The sequence below is a fragment of the Moraxella sp. CTOTU48717 genome, assembly GCF_032057165.1.
GTDB lineage: Bacteria > Pseudomonadota > Gammaproteobacteria > Pseudomonadales > Moraxellaceae > Faucicola > Faucicola tetraodonis.
In genome coordinates this window covers 1-21,718 of record NZ_DAMBBC010000029.1, presented here as the reverse complement: position 1 = coordinate 21,718, position 21,718 = coordinate 1, and the positions used below count along the sequence as shown (strand labels likewise).

Below are 21,718 nucleotides of genomic sequence, written 5' to 3'. Positions count from 1 at the left end.
CGGTTTGGTGGTATGCCTCGAGCAAAGGGGCTGTTTCGTGCAAAGGTCTCTTTTAGTATAATTACAAAATAAACACATGGGTTGCAAATCAAAGCAACTCAGTGATTTGAGTGCGAATAATGAATGCTATAATCATAGTGGGTTAAACATTGAGGTTTAACTTGGTTTTAAAACTCAAAATTCTACAAGGAAATTATGATGTTGATGCCTAAAATCTTTAAGCCTTCCCTTAAACTTTCAAAAAAACAGTTGCTTGCCTTAGGCGCAGCTGTCATGGTTGGTGCATTATTGATGCCAACAGCAAACGCTGCGACGGTAATTATTGATGTGCGTACCCCAGAGGAGTATTCTGTGAATCATCCAACCGGTGCCATTAATATTCCACACAATGAATTACTGGCAAAAATAACGGCGCAAGGCATTGCAAAATCAGATACCATTAAAGTGTATAGCCGTGGAGGCGGTCGTGCCCAACAAGCCAAGTCTGCCTTACAGTCAGCTGGCTACACCAATGTGGAAATTCAAAAATAACTCATTTATTGGTTGGTTGGCAGTCGTATTGGGGTTTGACAAGATCGCGAGCGAATGCCAACAATTCATACAAGGCACGTCTTGAATGCTGCAGGTTTTGATCAAAATGCTGCCAATCATTTGGCTTTGGTAATGGGGCGATACTTGGGACAGTAGCCACACCATTAATGGCAAACTGCCTTCTTGAGCGGTTCATGTGATAAGCGTCTGTTACCAAAATTACCTGTTTGACATTGACCATTTCTGCGGTGTATTTTGCATTTTGGCAGGTGTTAAAGCTGTTTTTTTCTGCCACGACCCACATAATGCCTTTTTTTTGCAGCCACTTTGCCATCCATGGCGCCTCCTTACCACTGACGATGATGGGTAAGCCAGTCTGCTGATATACTTGACTGGCTTTAATCAATCGACTTTCGGTAAATTGGTTAATCACAATTTCATTTTGCTGGTTATTGGTTAATCCGCCACCTAACACCACAATCGCCGTTGCAGGATTGACGCTCACCGCTGATTCTGGCAGGCGATAATAATCTAAGATAAACAATACAATGGTAGAAAATAGGGGTGTAAAAAAACTGAGTGTGATTAAACACCCCACCAATACAACAACGGTCAAAATCCGTTTGATGGTTAAAAAAAATCGCTCAAGATAATTAATGAGCTTGGCGAATGCTACCATCAGATTCAATCCAAACCGGTTCAGCTTCCAATTTTATCCCAAATTTCCTAAGTACAGTTTCCTGTATAAATTGCATACTTTTGGCAACATCACGTTGCGTCGCAACTTTTGGTGCATGGTTAGTCAATACTAGGGCTTGCTTCACATGCGTTAAAATCGGGGCAATGCCTTTACCCTTAAGCCCTGATTGGTCAATAAGCCAGCCAGCCGCAACTTTACAGTAATCGGTCAAATTGCCTTGGGCATCTTTGACAGGATAATGCACCAGATTGGGATAACTCTGTAGTAACTGGTCAACTTGAGATTTGGCGACGATGGGGTTTTTAAAAAAGCTGCCACAATTGGGCAAGTCATTGGTATCGGGCAATTTACTTTGACGAATGTCGATGATGGCGTTCATGGTATCCACGGGTGTGACTTCATCGCGACCCGCTTGGCTAGCATAGTGCTGAGCAACTTTTGCCACATCCCCATACTGGGTATTGGGTTTGGCAGTTTTACTGAGGGTAAAAATGACGCTGGTAATGAGCCACTGTCCTGCTTGCTGTTTAAACAAGCTGTCACGGTAGCTAAACTCGCAATCAGCGTTGCTTAGATGATGCCACGTTAAGCTCGGTATATGAAACGCTTTTACACTGTCTATCACATCTTCAGCTTGTACCCCATAGGCACCGATGTTTTGCACGGGACTGCCACCCACCCAGCTTGGGATTAACGCCAAATTTTCCAGTCCATACCAACCTTGATTGACCGTGTCTAGCACTAGCGTATGCCAATCCTCGCCAGCCATCACCTCAAGGGTTATGGTTTGGGTGTCTTCAGACAGGATAGTTTTACCTTTAAGACTGGGTGACACGACAACCGCGTCCAACACTTCGGGCAAAATGATATTACTGCCATTGGATAGCACAACAAACGCTTGTTGATGGGCTGCCAGTTGCTTAAAAGTGGGCTCAATATCAGATAGTTGAGTTAGGCGAATGAATTGTTTGGCTTGGCAGGCTAATGCCATGGTATTGTATGCGCTAATATCCACATAGCTAGCATTAGCCTGCACAGGGTTAGGTTCAAAAAGATTGGTCATAAAAATATCGTTAATAATCGGCAGAGTTGCTCATCGCCAGTGCAATGACTAGTGCAATGATAAAGTGCTTATTATAACGAAATATCACGGGGAAAATTGCGATTTTTATGACCCCATGACAGCCACCTAAAAACCTTCTTCATCACTGCCAAAATGGTTAATATCCCTAAAACGGCTCAGCTGACGACGCTGTTTTTTATTTGGGCGATGATCGGGGCGGGCAAGATTGGCAAGTTTTTTTTGTTCGGTGAAAAATTCTCGTTGACTGATACTGGCATCGGTCTCTTGATAAAGCACACTGGCGGCAGTGGCATTGCCGCGCACTTCAGACAGCGCTAGCACCTTGACCGTCTTTTGGGTGTAATGATTGGCTGACCCTTGACGAATCGTCAATTCATCGCCCACCGCTATTTCTTTACTGACCTTGACGCGATTGCCAAAATGGTGGACCCGTCCCGATTCAATCGCTTCCTTGGCTAGGGTACGGGTTTTATAAAACCTTGCTGCCCATAGCCATTTATCTAAACGCACTTTAATTTTATCAGTTGTACTCAATGACATTTCCTATAACTTAGCTGCATGAATAACTTTAGATTAAATGGTTGTTTTTTCGAATCTTTCAATACGTCACATCGATATTTCTAACAAGCAACTGGCGTGTCAAAACGCGGCTAATAGTCTATTCATCATGACAGTTATAAAACGCTGCTTAAACACTCAGCAATTAGACCCATTGTCAAGATTCAGGGATTTTAAGCTAATTGATATGGTGAGTGAGCCAAGTCAAAATATCGTCATACACTTGTTGGTGATTAGGCTCTAGCAAAATTTCGTGGCGCATCGCTTCATATTGCTGCACGCTCACCGAAGCAAAGTTATTTTTTTGCAAACGTTTGACAATACGCGGAATGCCTTTTCCCATCTGCCCAACGGGGTCATCCTTTCCGCTGACAAATAGTAGCGGTAACTGTCGGGGTACTTGTTGATACCAATGCTTATTGGTGCCTGTTTGCATCAACGACATAAGCGCAAAATAGCCATTGTTGGTAAACTGAAAGCCGCAAAGCTTGTCATCAAGGTAGGCTTTTACTTGCTTGGGATCTGAATTGAGCCAATTAAACCCTTGTAAATCGGGTTCTTTTCTAAAGGGTAGGTTATTAAATTGGTTTAAAATCTTATCCAATACCGGATTGGTGCGGCGCGTGGTAAAGTGATTAAGATTTTTGGTCACAGGCACAAACAAGTTTGCCAATGGATTGAAATCTGAGGTACCCATAATCACTGCGCCCGCAAATTGCTCACCATAGCGCTGCAAAATACAGCGAACGATAAATGACCCCATACTGTGACCCAAGATAAAATGGGGGATATCAGGGTATTTTTCAGCGATTAACTGCGCATGGTCCATCACATTGTCAATCATCAACTCAGCAGGATTAGGGTTACCCATATAGCCTAAGCAACCATTGTCATAGGCTTGCTGTCCATGACCCAAATGGTCAAACGTCAACACCGCAATACCATGATTTGCCAAAAATTGCGCAAAAGGTTGGTAGCGCCCTTGGTGTTCTGCCATGCCATGTACGATTAGTAAAGTAGCAACGGGCGGCACCTTAGGCAGATAGAATGTGTAGTTGTTATTCATCTCAAATTTCCTGTGTGTTATTTTATAATTAGGGTAGCATAAAAAAGCCGTCTAATGACGGCTTTAAATCAACGCACAAATTCACAAATCAATGCACATATCAACGCATAAATCAACAGCCTGATTTTTTCATGTCCGCTTCTGATAACGGATTGGCACCACGGGTAGGGCGCGGACAAGGCTCACCATAATATTGACGATCGGCAAAATAGCTTGAGCGCACCATCGGACCTGCCCAGATATTTGCAAAGCCCAATTTTTTACCGTGTGCCGTATAACGGTCAAATTCATCCGGATGCACAAATCTATCAACTGGGGCGTGCGATTTGCTTGGCTGCAAATATTGACCGATGGTAATTAAATCGACATCATGCGCCTTTAAATCATTAAGTAAAGCATAAACCTCTTCTTCGGTCTCGCCAAGACCCACCATAAAACCACATTTGGTGACGATATCCGGGCGACGCGCTTTATAATCTTTTAACAACTGTAATGAATGCTGATAATCCGACCCTGGACGAAACGCTTTATACAAACGTGGCACGGTTTCGATATTGTGGTTAAACACGTCAGGCGCTGTGTCACTTAAGATATCAAGTGCCACTTGCTCACGACCCCGAAAATCAGGGACTAAAATCTCAATCAAGCAATTAGGGCTTAACTGACGAGATTCTTTAATGACATTGGCAAAATGTTCCGCGCCGCCGTCACGCAAATCATCTCGGTCAACCGAGGTAATCACCGCATATTTTAATCCTAGACCGGCAATGGTCTCAGCGGTGTGAATGGGCTCAAGCTCATCAAGTGCATTGGGGCGACCATGCGCCACATCACAAAATGGGCAGCGACGGGTACAAATATCTCCCATAATCATAAAGGTCGCGGTACCATCACCAAAACATTGGGGGAGGTTGGGGCAGGCCGCTTCTTCACACACCGTATACAGCTTTTGTTCACGCAAAGTTGACTTAATGCGCGCTACTTCACTGGGCGATGACAGCTTGACGCGAATCCAGTCAGGTTTTTTTGGGGTTTCTACCGTTGGAATGATTTTAATCGGAATACGGGCAACTTTATCATGGCCACGTAGTTTTTCACCCACTTCAGGACGTTTTGGCTTGTCGCGAGCGATGGGTCTATCGGTGTGCGGCGTTGAAGGGGCAAAAGTTTGTACAGTGTCGGTCATTGCTATGATTAATCCTTGAATTCATTTAGCAGATTTTAGGGGGTTATTATAACAGAAATCTAGGCTGACGAATTTAAACTATTTTGGGATAAGCTTTGTTGTTTAAAGTACACAGCCAAAGTTATTTTCCATCCTAGTAAAAAAAGCGACAATCGGCTCAAACGCATTTATTAAAAATTATTGGGCTATTTTTTTAAAAAATAATGGCTATGTTAACAAAAACGTATTTTCTCATTAACATTTCATCACATTTCAAGTATATTAGAAGGGTTAAATTTTTTAGCCAAAGCCATGCTGGCTAGTAGCCATTTCAAAATTCAACTGTGTTGTGAAGAGGGCTTGCAGACGCATGGTTAACACAATAATCTTACATGACTATGAGGACGATTCATGCTAGAGAACTATCGTAAACACGTCGAAAATCGTGCGGCACAGGGTATTGTGCCACAGCCACTTAACGAACAGCAAACGGCTGATTTGGTTGAACTATTAAAAAATCCACCGGCGGGTGAAGAAGCGACACTTGTAGACTTATTAGAAAACCGTATTCCACCTGGGGTTGACCAAGCAGCTTATGTTAAAGCGGCATTTCTAGCGGCCATCGTTAAAGGTGAAACCACTTCTCCCCTGATTTCAAAACTAAAAGCGATTGAGTTACTGGGTCATATGCAAGGTGGCTACAACGTTGAACCATTAATTCAAGCATTAGATGATAAAGAATTGGCGAAAGCTGCTGGCGACGCGCTGAAAAAAACCTTACTGGTATTTGATGCCTTTAATGATGTCACTGAAAAAGCGGAAGCGGGTAATGAAGTGGCCAAAGAGGTATTACAATCTTGGGCAAACGCCGAATGGTTCACCAGCCGTCCAGAAGTGCCAAAAAAAGCCACTTACAAAACCTTCAAAGTCACCGGTGAAACCAACACTGATGATTTGTCACCTGCACAAGATGCATGGTCACGCCCAGACATCCCACTTCACGCATTAGCCATGTTAAAAAATGCGCGTGAAGGTATTGTGCCAGACCAAGACGGCGTGATTGGTCCGATGAAACAAATCGAAGAGATGAAAAAAGACGGTATTCCATTGGCATATGTGGGTGACGTGGTTGGTACCGGTTCAAGCCGTAAATCAGCGACCAACTCGGTATTGTGGTTAATGGGTGATGATATCCAAGGCGTGCCAAACAAACGTGCCGGCGGTCTGGTATTGGGTGGTAAAATCGCACCGATTTTCTTCAACACCATGGAAGATGCGGGCTCATTACCTATCGAAGTGGATGTTAGCAAACTTAACATGGGTGATGTATTTGATATCTACCCACATGACGGCAAAATCACCAAACATGATTCTGACGAAGTGATTGCAACTTTTGAATTAAAATCACCAACGCTGCTTGATGAAGTGCGTGCCGGCGGTCGTATTCCATTGATCGTAGGTCGCGGCTTAACCAACAAAGCCCGTGAATATCTAGGTTTGGGCGCGTCTGACATTTTTGCAAAACCCGAACAACCTGCAGACACCGGTAAAGGCTATACTTTAGCGCAAAAAATGGTCGGTAAAGCTTGTGGCGTAGAAGGTATTCGTCCTGGTGCCTACTGTGAGCCAAAAATGACGACCGTGGGTTCGCAAGATACCACAGGTCCTATGACCCGTGACGAATTAAAAGACTTGGCTTGTTTAGGCTTCTCTGCAGATTTGGTCATGCAATCATTCTGTCATACGGCAGCTTATCCAAAACCAATCGATGTAGAAACTCAGCACACACTCCCTGACTTCATCATGAATCGTGGCGGTGTATCATTACGTCCAGGTGATGGTATTATTCACTCATGGCTCAACCGTATGCTATTGCCTGATACCGTTGGTACAGGTGGTGACTCACATACCCGCTTCCCAATGGGTATTTCGTTCCCAGCAGGTTCAGGTCTAGTGGCGTTTGCCGCAGCAACCGGTGTGATGCCATTAGATATGCCAGAATCAGTTCGTGTACGTTTTGTCGGTGAAATGCAGCCTGGTATCACCTTGCGTGACTTGGTACACGCGATTCCTTACCAAGCCATCAAAGAAGGTTTATTGACCGTTGAAAAAGCCGGTAAGAAAAATGTATTTAACGGCCGTATCCTAGAAATCGAAGGTTTAGAAGACTTAACTGTTGAACAAGCATTCGAATTGTCAGATGCCTCTGCCGAACGTTCAGCCGCAGGTTGTACTATTACCTTGTCTGAAGAATCAGTAAAAGAATACCTAACGTCAAACATCACCTTACTCAAATGGATGATTTCTGAAGGTTATGGTGATGCCCGTACCATTGCACGCCGTATCAAAGGTATGGAGGCATGGCTTGCCAACCCAACATTATTACGTGCTGATGCAGACGCAGAATATGCCGCTGACATTACTATCGATATGAGCGAAATCAAAGAACCGATTCTTTGCTGTCCAAACGACCCAGATGATGCCAAAACCTTGGCAGACGTTGCCGGCGACAAGATTGATGAAGTGTTCATCGGTTCATGTATGACCAACATCGGTCACTTCCGTGCAGCGGGCGCGTTGTTGAAAGAAGTACCCGCGGGTAGCTTAAGCACACGTCTATGGATTGCACCACCCACTAAAATGGATGCACGTCAATTGATGGATGAAGGTCTATACAATGTCTATGCACAAGCGGGCGCACGTACTGAAATGCCGGGTTGTTCACTGTGTATGGGTAACCAAGCGCGTATCGCACCAAAATCAACCGCCGTATCAACTTCGACACGTAACTTCCCAAACCGTTTAGGTCAAGGTGCCAACGTGTACTTGGCTTCTGCAGAATTGGCGTCGGTGGCTGCAGTACTTGGTAAACTACCTACCAACGAAGAATATCAACAATATGCTGGTAAGCTTAACAGCATGTCAGCCGATATCTACAAATACTTAAACTTCGACCGTATGAGCGAGTATACTGAAGAAGCCAACAAAATTAATGTAGCACAGCTTACCTAACAATCGTTAAGTTAGGCTCATCTAATTTTAATTAAGTAGTATAGCAATAAAGTAAGACCCTGCAACATAGCAGGGTTTTGCTGTTGTTAGCATTTACATAAAAATTTTTGAACGTTTAGCTAAAAAATATCTTGGCAAAATTTGGTTTATAGTGGTTTATAGTAATGGCATCTGTGGCGAGGCTTCAGCTTGCAGCAAATTTGAATAAGTCACTCCAACCAAACGTACAGGTAAAAGTTTTGGGGTATGGTGGTATAGCCATTGAATCCAATAATGGGCATCAGATTCCTGCTCAAAGTGGGAGGAAATACTATGAGAGCGGGTAATCACACTAAAATCGCTGTATTTGATTTTAATGGTGATGGTGCGGGCTTTACGCTGCTTTTTTTGTAAATCTTTAAAGGCTTGGCTATTTTCGCGATATAGGGCAGCCACAATGATTTTATCATCCATAGTATTGTGCACAAACGTTGTCTCAGAACCGACAGATTTATGTTTGCGCTCAGCTTTAACCTCTCGATTATCAATACCGTGGGCAATTTGGTGAAAGAAATCACCCCGTTTGCCAAAGCGTTGTTTTAATACGTCCGCTGGGGTATTGCGTAAATCCAATCCTGTAAATATACCCATGTCATGCAACATTTTGACGGTGGCTTTGCCAATGCCATGAAATTTTTTTACCGGTAAATTGGCGATAAAGTCCAATCCTTGCTCAGGTGTAATCACCGCAATACCATTGGGTTTATTTAAATCTGACGCGATTTTGGCAAGCATTTTGTTATAAGACACGCCGGCTGAAGCGGTCAGTTGCGTTTGTCGCAAAATCTGTTGGCGAATGCAATTGGCGATTAGTGTCGCAGAATTTTTTTCATACGGGCTATCGGTCACATCTAGATACGCTTCATCCAGTGATAAAGGTTCGACCAGTGGCGTATATTGGTGCATGATTGCACGAATTTGCTCACTAACTTCACGATACACCTCAAAGCGTGGTTTGACAAAAATTGCTTGGGGGCACAGCTGACGCGCTCGATAGCATGACATGGCAGAATGCACACCAAACTTGCGTATCTCATAACTTGCTGCTGCGACGACACCGCGCCCATTGGGATCACCGCCAACCACCAATGGTTTACCTTGTAAATTAGGATTATCCCGTTGCTCAACACTGGCAAAAAACGCATCCATATCGATATGAATAATTTTACGCATGGGTGTTAGTTTACCATCTTAAATATATGGGGAAAGTATTTAATTAACTGTCTAAATGCTAAATACGCTAGCTAACCTAAACAATAAATTCAAAACGTACTGATTGATAAATTCAATTGATAAGTCGTCGTTTATCTGCTACATTATCGCTATCAAGGGGAGTAACTTCTCACTTCAGCAGTTTGTGATTTATCGTCATTACGTAAGTAGCCGCTTACCGGTAAATCAGCTATTTTTTAGCCATATATTGCGCTAATTATCAAATAGTAAGCCAGACCTTGACTTAACACAACCACATATTTGGTCGGTGTGAGTCAAGGTTTTTTTGTGCTTAGCGTTTTTCCAAAATCCTTTGACTTATTGCCAACCATAGTTTGTAAATGCATACTAAGGAGCGATAATGTTACTTGCAGCAGTGAATCAAATGACAGAACCCATGAGCATTGGCAGTCCCATGCTATATGCCGTGTTCTTTGCTATCGTAGCGATACTGTTATTGGTTGATTTTTTTACCTTTAAAACCCCAAAAAATGGTGAAGCGGTTTCGATGAAACAAGCGGGTATTTGGAGTGCCATTTGGGTGGGCGTGTCTGTGTTGTTTGCAGGCGGTCTATGGTGGTATCTATCACAGAATTTTGGCGGTGCTATCGCCACTCAAAAAGTAGGGGAGTTTTTTACAGGATATTTACTGGAAAAATCGCTCGCCATTGATAACGTCTTTGTATGGTTGATGATTTTTGCGGCGTTTGCGGTAAACCCAGTGATGCAGCGTAAAATCTTATTGTATGGCGTATTGGGTGCTATCATCATGCGTACGGTGATGATTTTTGCAGGTGCTTGGCTTGTCACAGAGTTTAGCTGGATTTTATATATTTTTGGTGCGTTCTTGCTCTACACCGGGGTGAAAATGTGGCAAAACCATGACGACCAAGCAGACCCGAAGCAGTCAGGGCTGTATAAGTTTTTGCAAAAATATCTGAGGGTCACTGATGATATGCACGGTGATAAATTCACCATCATCAAAAATGGCGTAAAATATTTTACCCCGTTAGCGGTGGTGCTTATCTTGGTTGAATTGTCAGATGTGATTTTTGCGGTGGATTCGATTCCTGCAATTTTTGCGGTCACTACCGACCCATTTATTGTTTTGACGGCAAACTTGCTGGCTATTTTGGGTCTACGAGCGATGTTCTTCTTGTTATCGGGTTTGGCGGATAAATTCCATTTATTGCCTTATGCGCTTAGTGTCATCTTGGTGTTTATTGGCGCTAAAATGCTGCTGCTTGATGTGTTCCATGTGCCGATGGCTATCTCGTTAGGCTTTATTGCCACCGTGCTAACAGTGACAGCGATTTTATCGGTAAAATTTCCAAATTTAGGTAAAGCATAGTTTGGGTAAAAGATAGCCCCTGTGGCAATTACAAAATCCCCATCCTAAAATTTGAGTGTGATAAAATAAGCCTTTTTGATAAAGGCTTATTTTTTATGATTGAAAAACTGTTTAAAAATAGCCGTTATTTGGTATTTCTAACCATTATGGTCAGTTTAGTATCTTCGGTCACGCTTTATGTGGCATCCTTAAATATTATTTTTCATATACTCTCTGACTTTTTTACCAATCCCACCGTCAAACCGTTAGATGGGCAAATTTTGGCAGTCAATCTATTAAAAACATTGGATATTTTACTCATCGCACTGAGTTTTCAAATGATTGCCATCGCCAATTATCGTTTATTTATTTCCAATAAACCTGCCCAAGAATCGCGTTTTCTCACCGTGTTAGGCATCAAAGATTTTCATGACTTAAAGATTAACCTGATGCAAGTGTCGATGATTATTTTAGTGATTTTGTTTTTGGAGCAAGCGGTTGAGGGTGGTGCAAACATCAATACCTTTTTATATGGTGCATCCATTGCCATGGTTGTCATTGCGATGGTATGGGCGATTAAAAGCTTGCGACATTAATCGGCAAATCTATGATTGGTTGCCAACTTCTTTGCCGATAGTGGGCTTGCCAATTAAGATGCCATCAAACGGTCTTTGGCGGTGCAAGCTTATTTTCTAAAATTAAAAAACTCACTGAGGGGTGAGTCTAATACAGGGCTGATTGGATAAGGTGAATGAGGCGCTCACCGATTTGGGCGGTTTCATCGGCATTCATGTTGAGCGGTGGCAATAACCGGATGGCATTACCGCCTGCTACATTAATGATTAGATGATGATTGTCACGCGCTTTATCGACCAAGGTATCAAATGCAATGCCGCTATCCTGTGGCATCACCACCCCTAGCATCATGCCTTTTCCGCGTACAGTAACCCCTTGGTTACCCAGCTCACTGGTGATTTGCTCTATTAATGCCGCGCTATTGCTTAGCGTAGTTGCCATCATATTTTCATCATCAATGACATCAATCACTTCGCTAACCACACGGCAAGCAAGCGGCGTACCACCATACGTTGAGCCGTGTGAGCCATAGCTAAAAATATCATTGGCTTTTGCGCTGGTCATGCACGCACCCACAGGAAAACCATTCCCCAATCCTTTTGCTGTGGTCAAAATATCAGGTTTGATGGATGAATATTGATAAGCGAAATATTGCCCCGTACGACCATTGCCCGTTTGCACTTCATCTAAAATCATTAATAAGTCATGGTCATCGCAAACTTTGCGAACTTGGGTTAAAAAATCAAAGCCATTGGCAGCGGTATTGACGCCACTTTCACCTTGGATAGGCTCAAGCATCACAGCGCAAACATTGTCATTATCGGCAATCGCTTGGTTAATCGCTTCAATATCCCCAAAAGGCACACGAATAAAATCCTCATCTAAGGTAAAAAATCCAGCTCTAGCCATCGGATTTGCAGTGGCGGATACGGTCAATAGGGTGCGTCCATGAAACGATTTTTCCATCACAATCACTTTGGCTTGGGTTTGCCCACGATTTGATGCAAACAGTCGCGCCATTTTTAATGCCGCTTCGTTGGCCTCGGCACCGCTATTGGCAAAAAATACTTTATCCATGCCTGCGACTTGGCATAACTTTTCACCCGCGCGCTCTTGCCAATCAATACCAAAAAGATTGCTGGTATGCACAAGCGTTGCGGTTTGATCGGCAATCGCGGCAGTGATACGCGGATGACAATGCCCCAGGCCACAGACAGCAATCCCTGTTAACGCATCCAAATACGGCGTTCCGTCAGCGGTATAAAGGTAACTACCTTGACCTTTGACAAAGCTAATGGGCTGGCGTTTATAGGTGGGAAGTAAATAAGAGCTCATGGGGATTCCTTTAATCATAGTTAGCGAATCATAGTCAGCGAGTCATAGCTAGCGCAATCACTAACCAATCAAATCTACGTTATTTAAAAGCGTCTAATTCGTCACTAAACGGGGTGTCTTCTGCACCGATTTTATAGTCCTCATTCGCCCAAGCGCCTAAGTCAATGAGTTTACAGCGCGCACTGCAAAATGGCTTGGTAGGGTTATCTGCCCAAACGGTGAGTTTGCCGCAGCAGGGACAGGGGTAAGTTTTGACAGGTGCATTTGATGGGGTCGGCTCGGTTTTAGACATAAACAAAAGGTATTCTTAAAAATGGTGTATCGGATTATTTGCCATAGTATACTATAAATCCTTTTTTTTGGGCGAATCAAGCGACTGTTCATGCTAAGTCATCAATTTACCAGACCGTTTCAACCCGATCGTATCCGTCATCCCAGAGATTTTCAGCCACTTGCCGCAACATTTTGGCAGCAACCCGCCATTTTTCTTGAAATCGGTGCAGGGAAAGGCAAGCATGCCTTGAGTTTTGCCAGCAATAATGCCAATGCCCATCTCATCGCGATTGAACGTACCGCAGAAAAATATCAAGCCATGCAAAAAATGGCGAATCAAACGCAGTTGTCTAATTTAACGACTATTCATGCTGATGCCATTGCTTGGGTCACCCATGCTGTACCTGCACAAAGCTTGTCAGGGGTGTTCATTCTTTACCCTAACCCAGAGCCGCATAATCCCAACCAACGTTGGCTCAATATGCCGTTTTTTGAGTGGTTACTGTCTCGGTTAAAACCAGGTGGCGAGCTTATACTTGCCAGTAATATTGAAAGTTATATAGAGGAAGCCGAGCATAAAGCACAGACGGTTTGGCAAGTACCGGTGGAGAAAACCCAAGTACCCAATCATAGTGAGCGCACGCATTTTGAGGTGAAATACCTAGCGCGTGGCGAGGCCTGTTGGCAATTGAGCATAAAAAAACCGCATGGTTATACCACACGGTTTGATGATTTTAATTCACTTTAGTCAGGTTTTAACGCAAGGGGCGTGGTTTGGGTGTCATCGGCACGTACCACATAAGTTTTGGCGATTTTATCATGTAAGCTTAATCGCTCTTTGCTGGTGAGCATCATGACCAAATCAACAACTAACACAACCAAACCAAAAATCGATAAAGAGTAAGCCAATGTGGTAAATAACCCACGCATAATGATTAAGTTAAAAAATCCAGGAATGGCATTGGATTGGCGATCCAAAATACGTATGCCCATTATCATCTTACCGATGGTCTGACCACGGCGCATCAATAATAGCACTTGCGCAATCATTAAGCCCCATACCAAAATATTGGTTAACAACAATATATGCTCAGGTAATGCTGACATGAGTTCCATCTGCTGGGCAGAGGTCAAGCGGGTTTGTCCGGCTTCTGCCCATTTGAGTAACTTATCAAAATTTGGGCTGTTATATAGGGAGATAAACAGCGGCGACGACGCCAATACCATAAGCAGGGTATCTACTAATTTTGCTGCGATACGACTACCGATGCTAGCAAGGTCTAACTGTTTTTTAGCGTGTGCAATGTCTTGGTTCGCGCTAAGTTTCTTGGTCAATGTGACCTTGGTAGGGTTAGGGGATTTGTGCGGGTTATTCACTGAATACCGATCCCAAACATTCTCAGAATCTTCTGAAGGCGATATAGGATTAGGCGTGTTGTTAATAATATAATCTGCTTCATCAGAAGCGGGCTGCTCACGTTGGTGGGTATCGACTGACAAGCTTTCATCAATTATTGGACGGTAAAAAAATTGCCCATCCGTCATCGCATTGACCGTGTTCCAGTTATCCATCCCTTGATGCCACATCAAATCAGTGAGTAACACTTGCCCTGTGGCAAGCATTTGATTAAGTTGTTCAAGGGTATAAGGGCCGGCTTGCACATTATTGCGAGCTAGAAAAATATGCATGTAATAACTCTACTTCTACTGGGTGGTAAAATTTGAATGACTGTATCTTATTATATGATGTTTTGCAACATCGTGCTAAAAATCGCTTATTATGCAAAACAGGTTATACAAACATCCCATTCAAAAAATCGCAATAGCTTGATGAATTGAAGTCAACAGTATCTAAACCATTAGCTATGCTTGGCTAGTAATGATTGGGTGGTAATAATTGGTAGGTGGTAATTATCTATCATAGGGTTAACTAAAAGTATGCTAATATTTTTCGTTCAGCCTACGATTATTTTTCTTATTCTTATTCTTATATTATCAGATTGTATTTATGTCAGCGACTCATCCCACCAACGCCATCATTGATTTTGATAAACCTTGGTATCACTATTTGACTTATTTTCCGAATTTTCCCAAGCTTGACGCAAAACATACTCATTCAATACATAGTCATGCCCTTGCTATCAATGCTATCAATATTGTTGAAAATTTGAATGCTTGTTTGGATAGATTTGAGGATGTAAACGCCAGCCGTATAGCCAATTTTGAAAACTTACCCATTCGCTTTGTTGACCAAGCGTGTCTGCCTGAGGATGAGGCTTATGAGAGTTTTATTGCCAAGACAGGGAAAATTCCAACCCGTGGCAATCACCATGATTTATTAAACGGTTTAATTTGGCTGAATTTTCCGCAGTCCAAAGCGATCTTTAACGAACTTCATGCCAAAGATATTTTGCGACATGGTATTCATAACGCCAGAACAGCGCTGCGTAATGCGTTAACGGTATTTGATGAAAATGGCGGCATTGTGGTGAGTTCAGATAGGCTATTGCTTGAACAGTTACAAGCATTTAAATGGCAAGCAGCTTTAGTCACTCATAGAGCAAATTGGTTGGCTCAACATCGTACCATTGCCTTTTTTCCATTTGGTCATGCCCTGCTTGAAAAATTGCTTAACCCAAGAAAAAATATCACCAGTCATACCTTGCTGATTTTAGTAGATGAGGGTTGGTTTGCGCAATCCATAGACAGTCAGAGAAACCAGCTTGATACCGCAATCGCTAAGCTATTTCGACAACTGGCAATGCCATATTTAGCGGATAATGCAGTTAAGCTATCATCCAAAAGCTTTCAGCCGTTACCTGTGATGGGTATCCCTGGCTATAGTGATGACAATGTGATACCCGCATTTTATCAAGATGAGGCTGTTTTTAGGCGTCCAAGAGCTTTTAGCGCGCCTATTTTTTCATTACATGACTGATAAGTGACCAGAAAATTTATAACAGTGGCTAGAGTGGTTGCGGTGATTGCCCAGTCTATGAATCTTGCTTGATAAAAGCCGGTTAATCCGTTAGCATTAAAGCAATCTCTAGTTCATCCAGTCGCATTTATTGATGAAACTCATAATTACTAATAAAAATATTGGAGCATCAGCATGACCACCAAAGTCGTCAAAATTGATAATAGAGTTCGTATGATTACAGGTAAATTAGCCCCACATCTTGAAATTCAGTGGGAACATTATACGTTGGCAGAATTGCAATCATTGCTTGAGACGGTGGTTCGTTTTGAAATTGAGCACAACTTTCGTCGTCATAAAGATTATAAAGATAGCAAAGGCGCTAACATTCAAGTGTTTAATGATGCCAACGAACTTAAAGTCACAAGTTTAAAAGACGAATTACTAATCATCCGCGATAGCCAAATCGATTCACAATAACTATAAATCCGCGAATCAATCAAAATCCAAGCCGAATGACTTGGATTTTTTTATAAGTTAGATTTTTTCGTCATGTGGTTAGTGATTGTTGAAGCAAACTTATCGCCTTAAACGCTCAATGATTGGCATTGATAAAAAAATAATCGATAGCCGTCTAAGCATGGTATAATTGTCAGTTTTTATTGACAAGCGAATGATGGGTGACACGATGAAATACCCTAAAATCTACGACGTAATTGTGATTGGTGGCGGTCATGCTGGCACAGAAGCGGCGCTAGCTGCTGCGCGCATGGGTCAGCAGACGCTATTATTGACGCATAATATTGAAACCTTGGGACAGATGAGCTGTAATCCTGCGATTGGCGGGATTGGCAAGTCGCATTTGGTGCGTGAAGTCGATGCGTTGGGCGGCGCTATGGCGCTTGCCACCGACAAAGCAGGGATTCAGTTTCGTGTGTTAAATAGCCGTAAAGGTGCCGCTGTCCGTGCTACACGTGCGCAAGCAGACCGTATTTTATATAAAGCGGCGATTCGATATACTTTAGAGAATCAGCCAAACTTGGATATTTTCCAACAAGCGGCGGATGATATTTTGGTTGAAAACGGCAAAGCCGTAGCCGTGGTTACCCAATCAGGGATTGAATTTGCTTGCGGCGCAGTGGTGTTGACGTCTGGCACTTTTTTAGGTGGTACTATTCATATTGGGTTAGAAAATCACAAAGGTGGACGTGCAGGCGATCCGCCTTCTATCCGTTTGGCGGATAGATTGCGTGAACTCAAGCTGCCGGTTGGACGCCTAAAAACAGGCACGCCACCACGCATTGATGCGCGCACGGTAGATTTTAGTGTCATGACCGTGCAGCCAGGGGATACACCACTGCCAGTCATGTCGTATTTGGGCGATGTGTCCATGCATCCGCGCCAAATCAACTGCTATATCACCCATACCAATGAACGCACCCATGACATTATCCGCAGCGGGCTGGATCGCTCACCCATGTATTCAGGGGTGATTGAAGGCATTGGTCCCCGTTATTGCCCATCGATTGAAGATAAAATTCATCGGTTTGCTGATAAAGACAGCCATCAGATTTTTATTGAGCCTGAAGGGTTGACCACCCATGAGCTTTATCCCAATGGGATTTCAACGAGTTTACCATTTGATATCCAGTTGGCTTTAGTCCGCTCGATGAAAGGGCTGGAAAATGCGCACATCTTGCGTCCTGGCTACGCGATTGAATACGATTATTTTGACCCACAAAATCTTAAACCAAGCCTTGAGACCAAATCCATTGATAACCTATTTTTTGCTGGTCAAATTAATGGAACCACTGGGTATGAAGAAGCCGCTGCGCAGGGTATCTTAGCTGGCTTAAATGCTGCACGTCGCACCCAAGGACTGGATGCTTGGACACCGCGCCGCGACCAAGCCTATATTGGTGTGTTGGTAGATGATCTCATCACCCATGGCACCAAAGAGCCGTATCGTATGTTTACCAGTCGTGCCGAATACCGTCTGCTACTGCGTGAAGACAATGCCGATCAACGCTTGACAGAAATTGGTCGTGATTTAGGACTGGTGGACGATGCACGCTGGCAAGTGTATAGCGATAAAATGACAGCGATTGAGCAAGAAACCGCACGTTTGCGCTCGCTTTGGGCAACGCCCACTAATACGCTGGGTCAATCATTTATCGATAAAACCGGTGAAGTATTGACCAAAGAAAATAACGCGCTTGATTTGTTAAAACGTCCAAACGTATCATTTGATGATATTAGCGAATTGACCCAATCTCCGGTGTCTGCCGAAGTGGGTGAGCAAATAGAAATTGGTGTCAAATACGCCGGTTATATCGATCGTCAGCAAGTTGAAATCGGTCAGATGAAAAAACTTGAACACACGCTCATTCCAGACGATTTTACTTATCATGATATCTCTGGGCTTTCCAATGAAATCGTGCAAAAACTTGAAAAAGTGCGCCCAACGACGCTTGCCCAAGCCAGTCGCATTAGCGGCGTCACGCCAGCTGCGGTACAGCTTTTGGCCATGATGATTAAAAAAAGCAAAAAAGCGCGTGAAGTGCTAAGCTCTTAACTTTAGACCATGCTACATAAGTCCCATGGTATTGGTATGTGCCATACTTGGGACTTTTTTATTTTCTACTCAAAAAAATTATTATGCTAACTGCCTTTCTCTTTGCGCTAAAAATTACCTTGCCCAATATCTTGCTGATGTTATTGGGAGTGATGATGCAAAAAAAACAAACCATCAACCAGTCGTTTGTTGAAATCGCCTCTAATATGGTCTTTAATTATTGTCTGCCATGTTTGCTATTTTTTAGTATTCTAAAAAGTGACATTCATTTTGCTGAGCAGGTCGATTTGATTAAATCGGGATTGATGGTCACTTTTGGACTGTTTTTTCTCGGTGAGCTATTTGCCTATTTTTTTGTCAAAGATAGCCGCGATAAAGGTGTGTTTGTACAAGGTGTCTTTCGCAGTAACATGGCGATTATGGGGCTGGCGACTGTGACTAATGCATACGGTAGCCAAGGCGTGAGTATCGGTGCGGTTTATATGGGTCTTTTAACCATTGTGTATAATGTGTTATCTGTGATTAGCCTAAGCAGAAATGATAACAACAGCCAAGGCGTGGTTAAAAAAGCCATCACCATGACCAAAAAAATCGGGCAAAATCCGTTAATTATTGCGTTGGTATCAGCGTTTGCTTATAAGTTATTGCAGCTGCCGATGCCGCCTGAATTTATCATCAAAACAGGCGAGTTATTGGCGGCGGTAGCATTACCGTTAGCTTTGATTTGTGCAGGTGCGACACTCGATATCAAGTCGATGCTCAATATGACAGGCGTGTCTATGCAGGCTAGCATCGGTCGAATTATCGTGGCGCCTATCACCGCGGTCATGGTGGGTGTATTGATGCAATTATCACCGATACAAATGGGCGTGATGTTTATTATGGTAACATCGCCCGTTGCTGCTGCCAGTTATGTGATGGCTCGCAGCATGGGCGGCAATGAAATATTAGCGGCCAATATTTTAGGATTTACCACCGTGTTTTCCATGTTTAGTCTAGCCATCGGCATGGCATTATTGCGCCATTTTGGCTTGGCGTAGCACAAAATTGGCTAATCTTAGATTATTCAAAATAGTGTAGCCATTTTAGCGCAACTTCATCAACGTTATCGATACTGTCGGACTTCGGCAACCATTCGCGGCTAGCGGTGACGCGAATCGCATTGGTTTGATTGATATCATATTGACTACCAATACTGATTTTGGGCTGCCAATAGCTTTCGTTATCGCTATCGCCACTTAACCAAAACGGCAGTGTTAATTCCGATATCGCACGCCAATTTGAACGCAATTCTGCATTGCACCCGACATTGACGCCAAGCCCAGCACGATAACCATGATATAAGCCTTTACCAAACTGCGCTGCAATACTGCCCAAGCCATAGCAAATATTGGCGGGCATATCGCCTGTATTTGGAGCAGCGCTACCGATCGCCACGCTTTTACCAAATTCACCGCTGATATTTGCGACCAAATGATTGTCTATAGCGCTGTGGTCATCTTTGTTGCTACTGTCGATACCCTTGATACCATCAAAGACTCGCTGTAAGCCAATATTGCCACCCCATGAAACACCTTTTTTTGCACTATTAATCGGATGCAATGAACGCACATCAAATAATCCGAGCTGCTCAAGTTGCACGCTATCTCGGTGGTCGGCGTTGTCATGGATGCTAAGACCCATATTTAATGCCGTTAATTGTGAGCCTATGGGATAGCCATCAATTTTATCCAACGCATCACGATACACCATGCGGTAATTTAAAGTGATAGCCTGGTTACTGTCTAACTTAGGTCTTCCACTCACCCCACCAAACGACTGCTGACTGACCCCAATATCAAATCGACTTAAAGGATTAGCCAGTACAGGATTGTCGCGGCTAGGCAATATTTGAGAACTTAACGCCCGATTTTGTTGAGTATTATTAAAAGCCTTGGGATGATTTGCCGCGTTGCGGGCGTTTAATTGCGCTTGCACAATAGTCGGTGTTGAAGGACTAAAATTGGTAGCGCGAATCAAATTTTCGTGGTTTAACATGCGTACTACTTGGGCAGGGGAAATCATTGGGGAGTCATTCACTAAAAAATTTTTATCAGGAAAAATAGAATTTAGTAACACCAAAATTTCAGAGGCGCAATTATCGGATAACAGATAATAAGGCAAATTTTGGTCTTTGATTTCCCAAGTTCGATAGGCCAGTTGTTTAACTTGTTTATCGCTGAGATTGAGCTGATACTGCCACACATTGCGCCCATTATCTTGCAAATATTCTTTGATACCTTGCTGATAATTGGTCATGGTAAATTCGCCTGTATTGCCACCGATACTGGATTTGTAAGCAAATTTTAAAAAATGCTCACCGTCGGTGACTTTCGGGGTGAAGTTCAAATAGTAATGATTGCTAAGGTCGGCATTATCAAATCGCAAAAAACTATGGGCAAACGCAGACGGTGGGCTATCTAAATACTCACTGGCAAAAATTAATGAGACGGATTGGGGATTGATTTTTTGTAGCCATGAATCGAGCGTATCACAATGTTGATGGGGTAGGCTTGAGGTATCGATGGCTAAGTTTTCAATGAGCCACTGTGTACGAGCGGGAAAGCGACATTGGACAGAGGCATTATTTTTTTGGGTAGGGTGAAATAACTGTGTGAGCATTTCATCAAGTTCTGCTTGGGGATTTTTGGCGCCTTGCGCGCTGGCGAAAAATTGTCGTTGGCTCGCTTGTGAGTTAAAACGATTGTTGACCCGACTTTCAAAGGGCTGTTTTGTGGTGACTGTTTCAGGATAATACAATAACCGCAGCCACGCTTTTTGCGCCGCTAAGTTTTGCTCATGGGCTGATGTCAATGCCGTTTGCAGCGTTTGGGTGGCGGTAATAGGCGTCGGCGTAGATAGGGCTGTATCTGACAAAAATTGCTGAGCTGGCGCATCTGATACATGTGACACAGGCGCTGCTAACGCATAATGTTGGCCGGATATTAGGCTTAATACAAAGACTGCTTGAGCCAACTGCTTTTGATTAAAAGCTGTTTTTTTTTGATTAAAAACACGGGTTACAGCGTGTTGATGATAGCCGTATTTGAGAGAGTTCATAGCGGTGCTCTTTTTATAAGGTAAAGTTTTATAAGGTAAGTTTTCACAACTTTTGATAAGCAAAGCATATAATATCTGTGTGCAAATTAACATTGCCCAATTTGTAATTACGCCGTTGTAGGCAGCTAGGCGGCTGTAAGACGACTTGCCAAATAGATTTTATCCGCTTAATTTGCTATAATTTTTTAATTATTTAACCCCACTCTCAACTTGAAATAAGCAACTCAAACTGAAGTGGGGGGTTAC

General features: G+C 43.1%; 19 protein-coding genes. 9 read left to right on the top strand and 10 right to left on the bottom strand.

The annotated features are described in order from the left end of the window. Positions 1–198: 198 nt before the first annotated feature. On the top strand, positions 199–531 hold the full coding sequence (locus tag RT084_RS11945) for a rhodanese-like domain-containing protein (RefSeq protein WP_312386009.1): 333 nt from the start codon (positions 199–201) through the stop codon (positions 529–531). Between the two features lies 1 nt (position 532). Here the strand turns inward: RT084_RS11945 and RT084_RS11940 are convergent, their stop codons facing one another. The 5 genes from RT084_RS11940 to lipA all read right to left on the bottom strand — a co-directional run bounded on the left by RT084_RS11940 (position 533) and on the right by lipA (position 5,125). Beyond that, complete coding sequence (locus RT084_RS11940; protein WP_312386010.1) at positions 533–1,210, bottom strand: YdcF family protein; 678 nt, start codon at positions 1,208–1,210, stop codon at positions 533–535. Continuing rightward, on the bottom strand, positions 1,185–2,294 hold the full coding sequence (murB, locus tag RT084_RS11935; protein WP_312386012.1) for a UDP-N-acetylmuramate dehydrogenase: 1,110 nt from the start codon (positions 2,292–2,294) through the stop codon (positions 1,185–1,187). Before murB ends, RT084_RS11940 begins: the two co-directional genes overlap by 26 nt. A gap of 126 nt (positions 2,295–2,420) precedes the next feature. Further along, positions 2,421–2,855, bottom strand: a complete 435-nt coding sequence (locus tag RT084_RS11930) for an RNA-binding S4 domain-containing protein (protein WP_036598052.1) — start codon at positions 2,853–2,855, stop codon at positions 2,421–2,423. 196 nt (positions 2,856–3,051) lie between these two features. Beyond that, positions 3,052–3,939, bottom strand: coding sequence for an alpha/beta fold hydrolase (locus RT084_RS11925; RefSeq protein WP_312386013.1), 888 nt, complete (start codon positions 3,937–3,939; stop codon positions 3,052–3,054). A 112-nt stretch (positions 3,940–4,051) separates the two neighbouring features. Beyond that, on the bottom strand, positions 4,052–5,125 hold the full coding sequence (lipA, locus tag RT084_RS11920) for a lipoyl synthase (protein ID WP_282841184.1): 1,074 nt from the start codon (positions 5,123–5,125) through the stop codon (positions 4,052–4,054). A gap of 390 nt (positions 5,126–5,515) precedes the next feature. Here lipA and acnB point away from each other — a divergent pair, with 390 nt between their 5' ends. Then, positions 5,516–8,116 carry a bifunctional aconitate hydratase 2/2-methylisocitrate dehydratase gene (gene acnB / locus RT084_RS11915; protein ID WP_313100251.1) on the top strand — a complete coding sequence of 867 codons (2,601 nt, stop codon included), beginning with the start codon at positions 5,516–5,518 and terminating at the stop codon, positions 8,114–8,116. 156 nt (positions 8,117–8,272) lie between these two features. Here the strand turns inward: acnB and dinB are convergent, their stop codons facing one another. Beyond that, complete coding sequence (gene dinB / locus RT084_RS11910; RefSeq protein ID WP_313100249.1) at positions 8,273–9,328, bottom strand: DNA polymerase IV; 1,056 nt, start codon at positions 9,326–9,328, stop codon at positions 8,273–8,275. 436 nt (positions 9,329–9,764) lie between these two features. Between dinB and RT084_RS11905 the strand changes: the two genes are divergently transcribed. After that, positions 9,765–10,718, top strand: coding sequence for a TerC family protein (locus tag RT084_RS11905; protein ID WP_313078238.1), 954 nt, complete (start codon positions 9,765–9,767; stop codon positions 10,716–10,718). A 95-nt stretch (positions 10,719–10,813) separates the two neighbouring features. Continuing rightward, a complete protein-coding gene (locus RT084_RS11900) occupies positions 10,814–11,293 on the top strand; it encodes a YqhA family protein (protein ID WP_313100247.1) in 480 nt (159 codons plus the stop codon). A gap of 127 nt (positions 11,294–11,420) precedes the next feature. Here RT084_RS11900 and RT084_RS11895 read toward each other — a convergent pair whose 3' ends face one another. Further along, positions 11,421–12,608, bottom strand: a complete 1,188-nt coding sequence (locus RT084_RS11895) for an aspartate aminotransferase family protein (protein WP_313100245.1) — start codon at positions 12,606–12,608, stop codon at positions 11,421–11,423. A 79-nt stretch (positions 12,609–12,687) separates the two neighbouring features. Continuing rightward, positions 12,688–12,900 carry a DNA gyrase inhibitor YacG gene (locus RT084_RS11890; protein ID WP_312386028.1) on the bottom strand — a complete coding sequence of 71 codons (213 nt, stop codon included), beginning with the start codon at positions 12,898–12,900 and terminating at the stop codon, positions 12,688–12,690. A 90-nt stretch (positions 12,901–12,990) separates the two neighbouring features. Between RT084_RS11890 and RT084_RS11885 the strand changes: the two genes are divergently transcribed. Next, the gene (locus RT084_RS11885; protein WP_312386027.1) at positions 12,991–13,629 is read left to right on the top strand and encodes a methyltransferase domain-containing protein; all 639 of its coding nucleotides are present in this window, start codon (positions 12,991–12,993) and stop codon (positions 13,627–13,629) included. Here RT084_RS11885 and RT084_RS11880 read toward each other — a convergent pair. Continuing rightward, positions 13,626–14,570, bottom strand: a complete 945-nt coding sequence (locus RT084_RS11880) for an RDD family protein (protein ID WP_203171980.1) — start codon at positions 14,568–14,570, stop codon at positions 13,626–13,628. The genes RT084_RS11885 and RT084_RS11880 overlap by 4 nt on opposite strands. A 319-nt stretch (positions 14,571–14,889) precedes the next feature. On the opposite strand from RT084_RS11880, the gene RT084_RS11875 reads away from it, so the two are divergent. The 4 genes from RT084_RS11875 (at position 14,890) to RT084_RS11860 (ending at position 19,413) form a co-directional block, all read left to right on the top strand. Next, the gene (locus RT084_RS11875; protein WP_312386025.1) at positions 14,890–15,819 is read left to right on the top strand and encodes a DUF3025 domain-containing protein; all 930 of its coding nucleotides are present in this window, start codon (positions 14,890–14,892) and stop codon (positions 15,817–15,819) included. A gap of 174 nt (positions 15,820–15,993) precedes the next feature. Continuing rightward, on the top strand, positions 15,994–16,278 hold the full coding sequence (locus RT084_RS11870; RefSeq protein ID WP_312386024.1) for a hypothetical protein: 285 nt from the start codon (positions 15,994–15,996) through the stop codon (positions 16,276–16,278). A 208-nt stretch (positions 16,279–16,486) separates the two neighbouring features. Next, complete coding sequence (gene mnmG, locus RT084_RS11865) at positions 16,487–18,373, top strand: tRNA uridine-5-carboxymethylaminomethyl(34) synthesis enzyme MnmG (protein ID WP_313100241.1); 1,887 nt, start codon at positions 16,487–16,489, stop codon at positions 18,371–18,373. An 83-nt stretch (positions 18,374–18,456) separates the two neighbouring features. Next, positions 18,457–19,413 (top strand): AEC family transporter, encoded by a 957-nt coding sequence (locus RT084_RS11860; RefSeq protein ID WP_312386021.1) that lies wholly within the window; start codon positions 18,457–18,459, stop codon positions 19,411–19,413. 22 nt (positions 19,414–19,435) lie between these two features. On the opposite strand, the gene RT084_RS11855 is transcribed toward RT084_RS11860, so the two are convergent. Then, positions 19,436–21,472 carry an Lnb N-terminal periplasmic domain-containing protein gene (locus RT084_RS11855; RefSeq protein ID WP_312386019.1) on the bottom strand — a complete coding sequence of 679 codons (2,037 nt, stop codon included), beginning with the start codon at positions 21,470–21,472 and terminating at the stop codon, positions 19,436–19,438. Between the last annotated feature and the right edge of the window lie 246 nt (positions 21,473–21,718).

What these genes read in the sequence shown, in the direction of transcription:
- RT084_RS11895 (WP_313100245.1), bottom strand. Translation starts at nt 12,608, where the DNA reads ATGAGCTCTTATTTACTTCCCACCTATAAACGCCAGCCCATTAGCTTT.
- RT084_RS11885 (WP_312386027.1), top strand. Translation starts at nt 12,991, where the DNA reads ATGCTAAGTCATCAATTTACCAGACCGTTTCAACCCGATCGTATCCGT.
- acnB (WP_313100251.1), top strand. Translation starts at nt 5,516, where the DNA reads ATGCTAGAGAACTATCGTAAACACGTCGAAAATCGTGCGGCACAGGGT.
- RT084_RS11900 (WP_313100247.1), top strand. Translation starts at nt 10,814, where the DNA reads ATGATTGAAAAACTGTTTAAAAATAGCCGTTATTTGGTATTTCTAACC.
- lipA (WP_282841184.1), bottom strand. Translation starts at nt 5,125, where the DNA reads ATGACCGACACTGTACAAACTTTTGCCCCTTCAACGCCGCACACCGAT.
- RT084_RS11890 (WP_312386028.1), bottom strand. Translation starts at nt 12,900, where the DNA reads ATGTCTAAAACCGAGCCGACCCCATCAAATGCACCTGTCAAAACTTAC.
- dinB (WP_313100249.1), bottom strand. Translation starts at nt 9,328, where the DNA reads ATGCGTAAAATTATTCATATCGATATGGATGCGTTTTTTGCCAGTGTT.
- murB (WP_312386012.1), bottom strand. Translation starts at nt 2,294, where the DNA reads ATGACCAATCTTTTTGAACCTAACCCTGTGCAGGCTAATGCTAGCTAT.
- RT084_RS11905 (WP_313078238.1), top strand. Translation starts at nt 9,765, where the DNA reads ATGAGCATTGGCAGTCCCATGCTATATGCCGTGTTCTTTGCTATCGTA.
- RT084_RS11930 (WP_036598052.1), bottom strand. Translation starts at nt 2,855, where the DNA reads ATGTCATTGAGTACAACTGATAAAATTAAAGTGCGTTTAGATAAATGG.
- RT084_RS11940 (WP_312386010.1), bottom strand. Translation starts at nt 1,210, where the DNA reads ATGGTAGCATTCGCCAAGCTCATTAATTATCTTGAGCGATTTTTTTTA.
- RT084_RS11925 (WP_312386013.1), bottom strand. Translation starts at nt 3,939, where the DNA reads ATGAATAACAACTACACATTCTATCTGCCTAAGGTGCCGCCCGTTGCT.
- RT084_RS11855 (WP_312386019.1), bottom strand. Translation starts at nt 21,472, where the DNA reads ATGAACTCTCTCAAATACGGCTATCATCAACACGCTGTAACCCGTGTT.
- RT084_RS11880 (WP_203171980.1), bottom strand. Translation starts at nt 14,570, where the DNA reads ATGCATATTTTTCTAGCTCGCAATAATGTGCAAGCCGGCCCTTATACC.
- mnmG (WP_313100241.1), top strand. Translation starts at nt 16,487, where the DNA reads ATGAAATACCCTAAAATCTACGACGTAATTGTGATTGGTGGCGGTCAT.
- RT084_RS11860 (WP_312386021.1), top strand. Translation starts at nt 18,457, where the DNA reads ATGCTAACTGCCTTTCTCTTTGCGCTAAAAATTACCTTGCCCAATATC.
- RT084_RS11945 (WP_312386009.1), top strand. Translation starts at nt 199, where the DNA reads ATGTTGATGCCTAAAATCTTTAAGCCTTCCCTTAAACTTTCAAAAAAA.
- RT084_RS11875 (WP_312386025.1), top strand. Translation starts at nt 14,890, where the DNA reads ATGTCAGCGACTCATCCCACCAACGCCATCATTGATTTTGATAAACCT.
- RT084_RS11870 (WP_312386024.1), top strand. Translation starts at nt 15,994, where the DNA reads ATGACCACCAAAGTCGTCAAAATTGATAATAGAGTTCGTATGATTACA.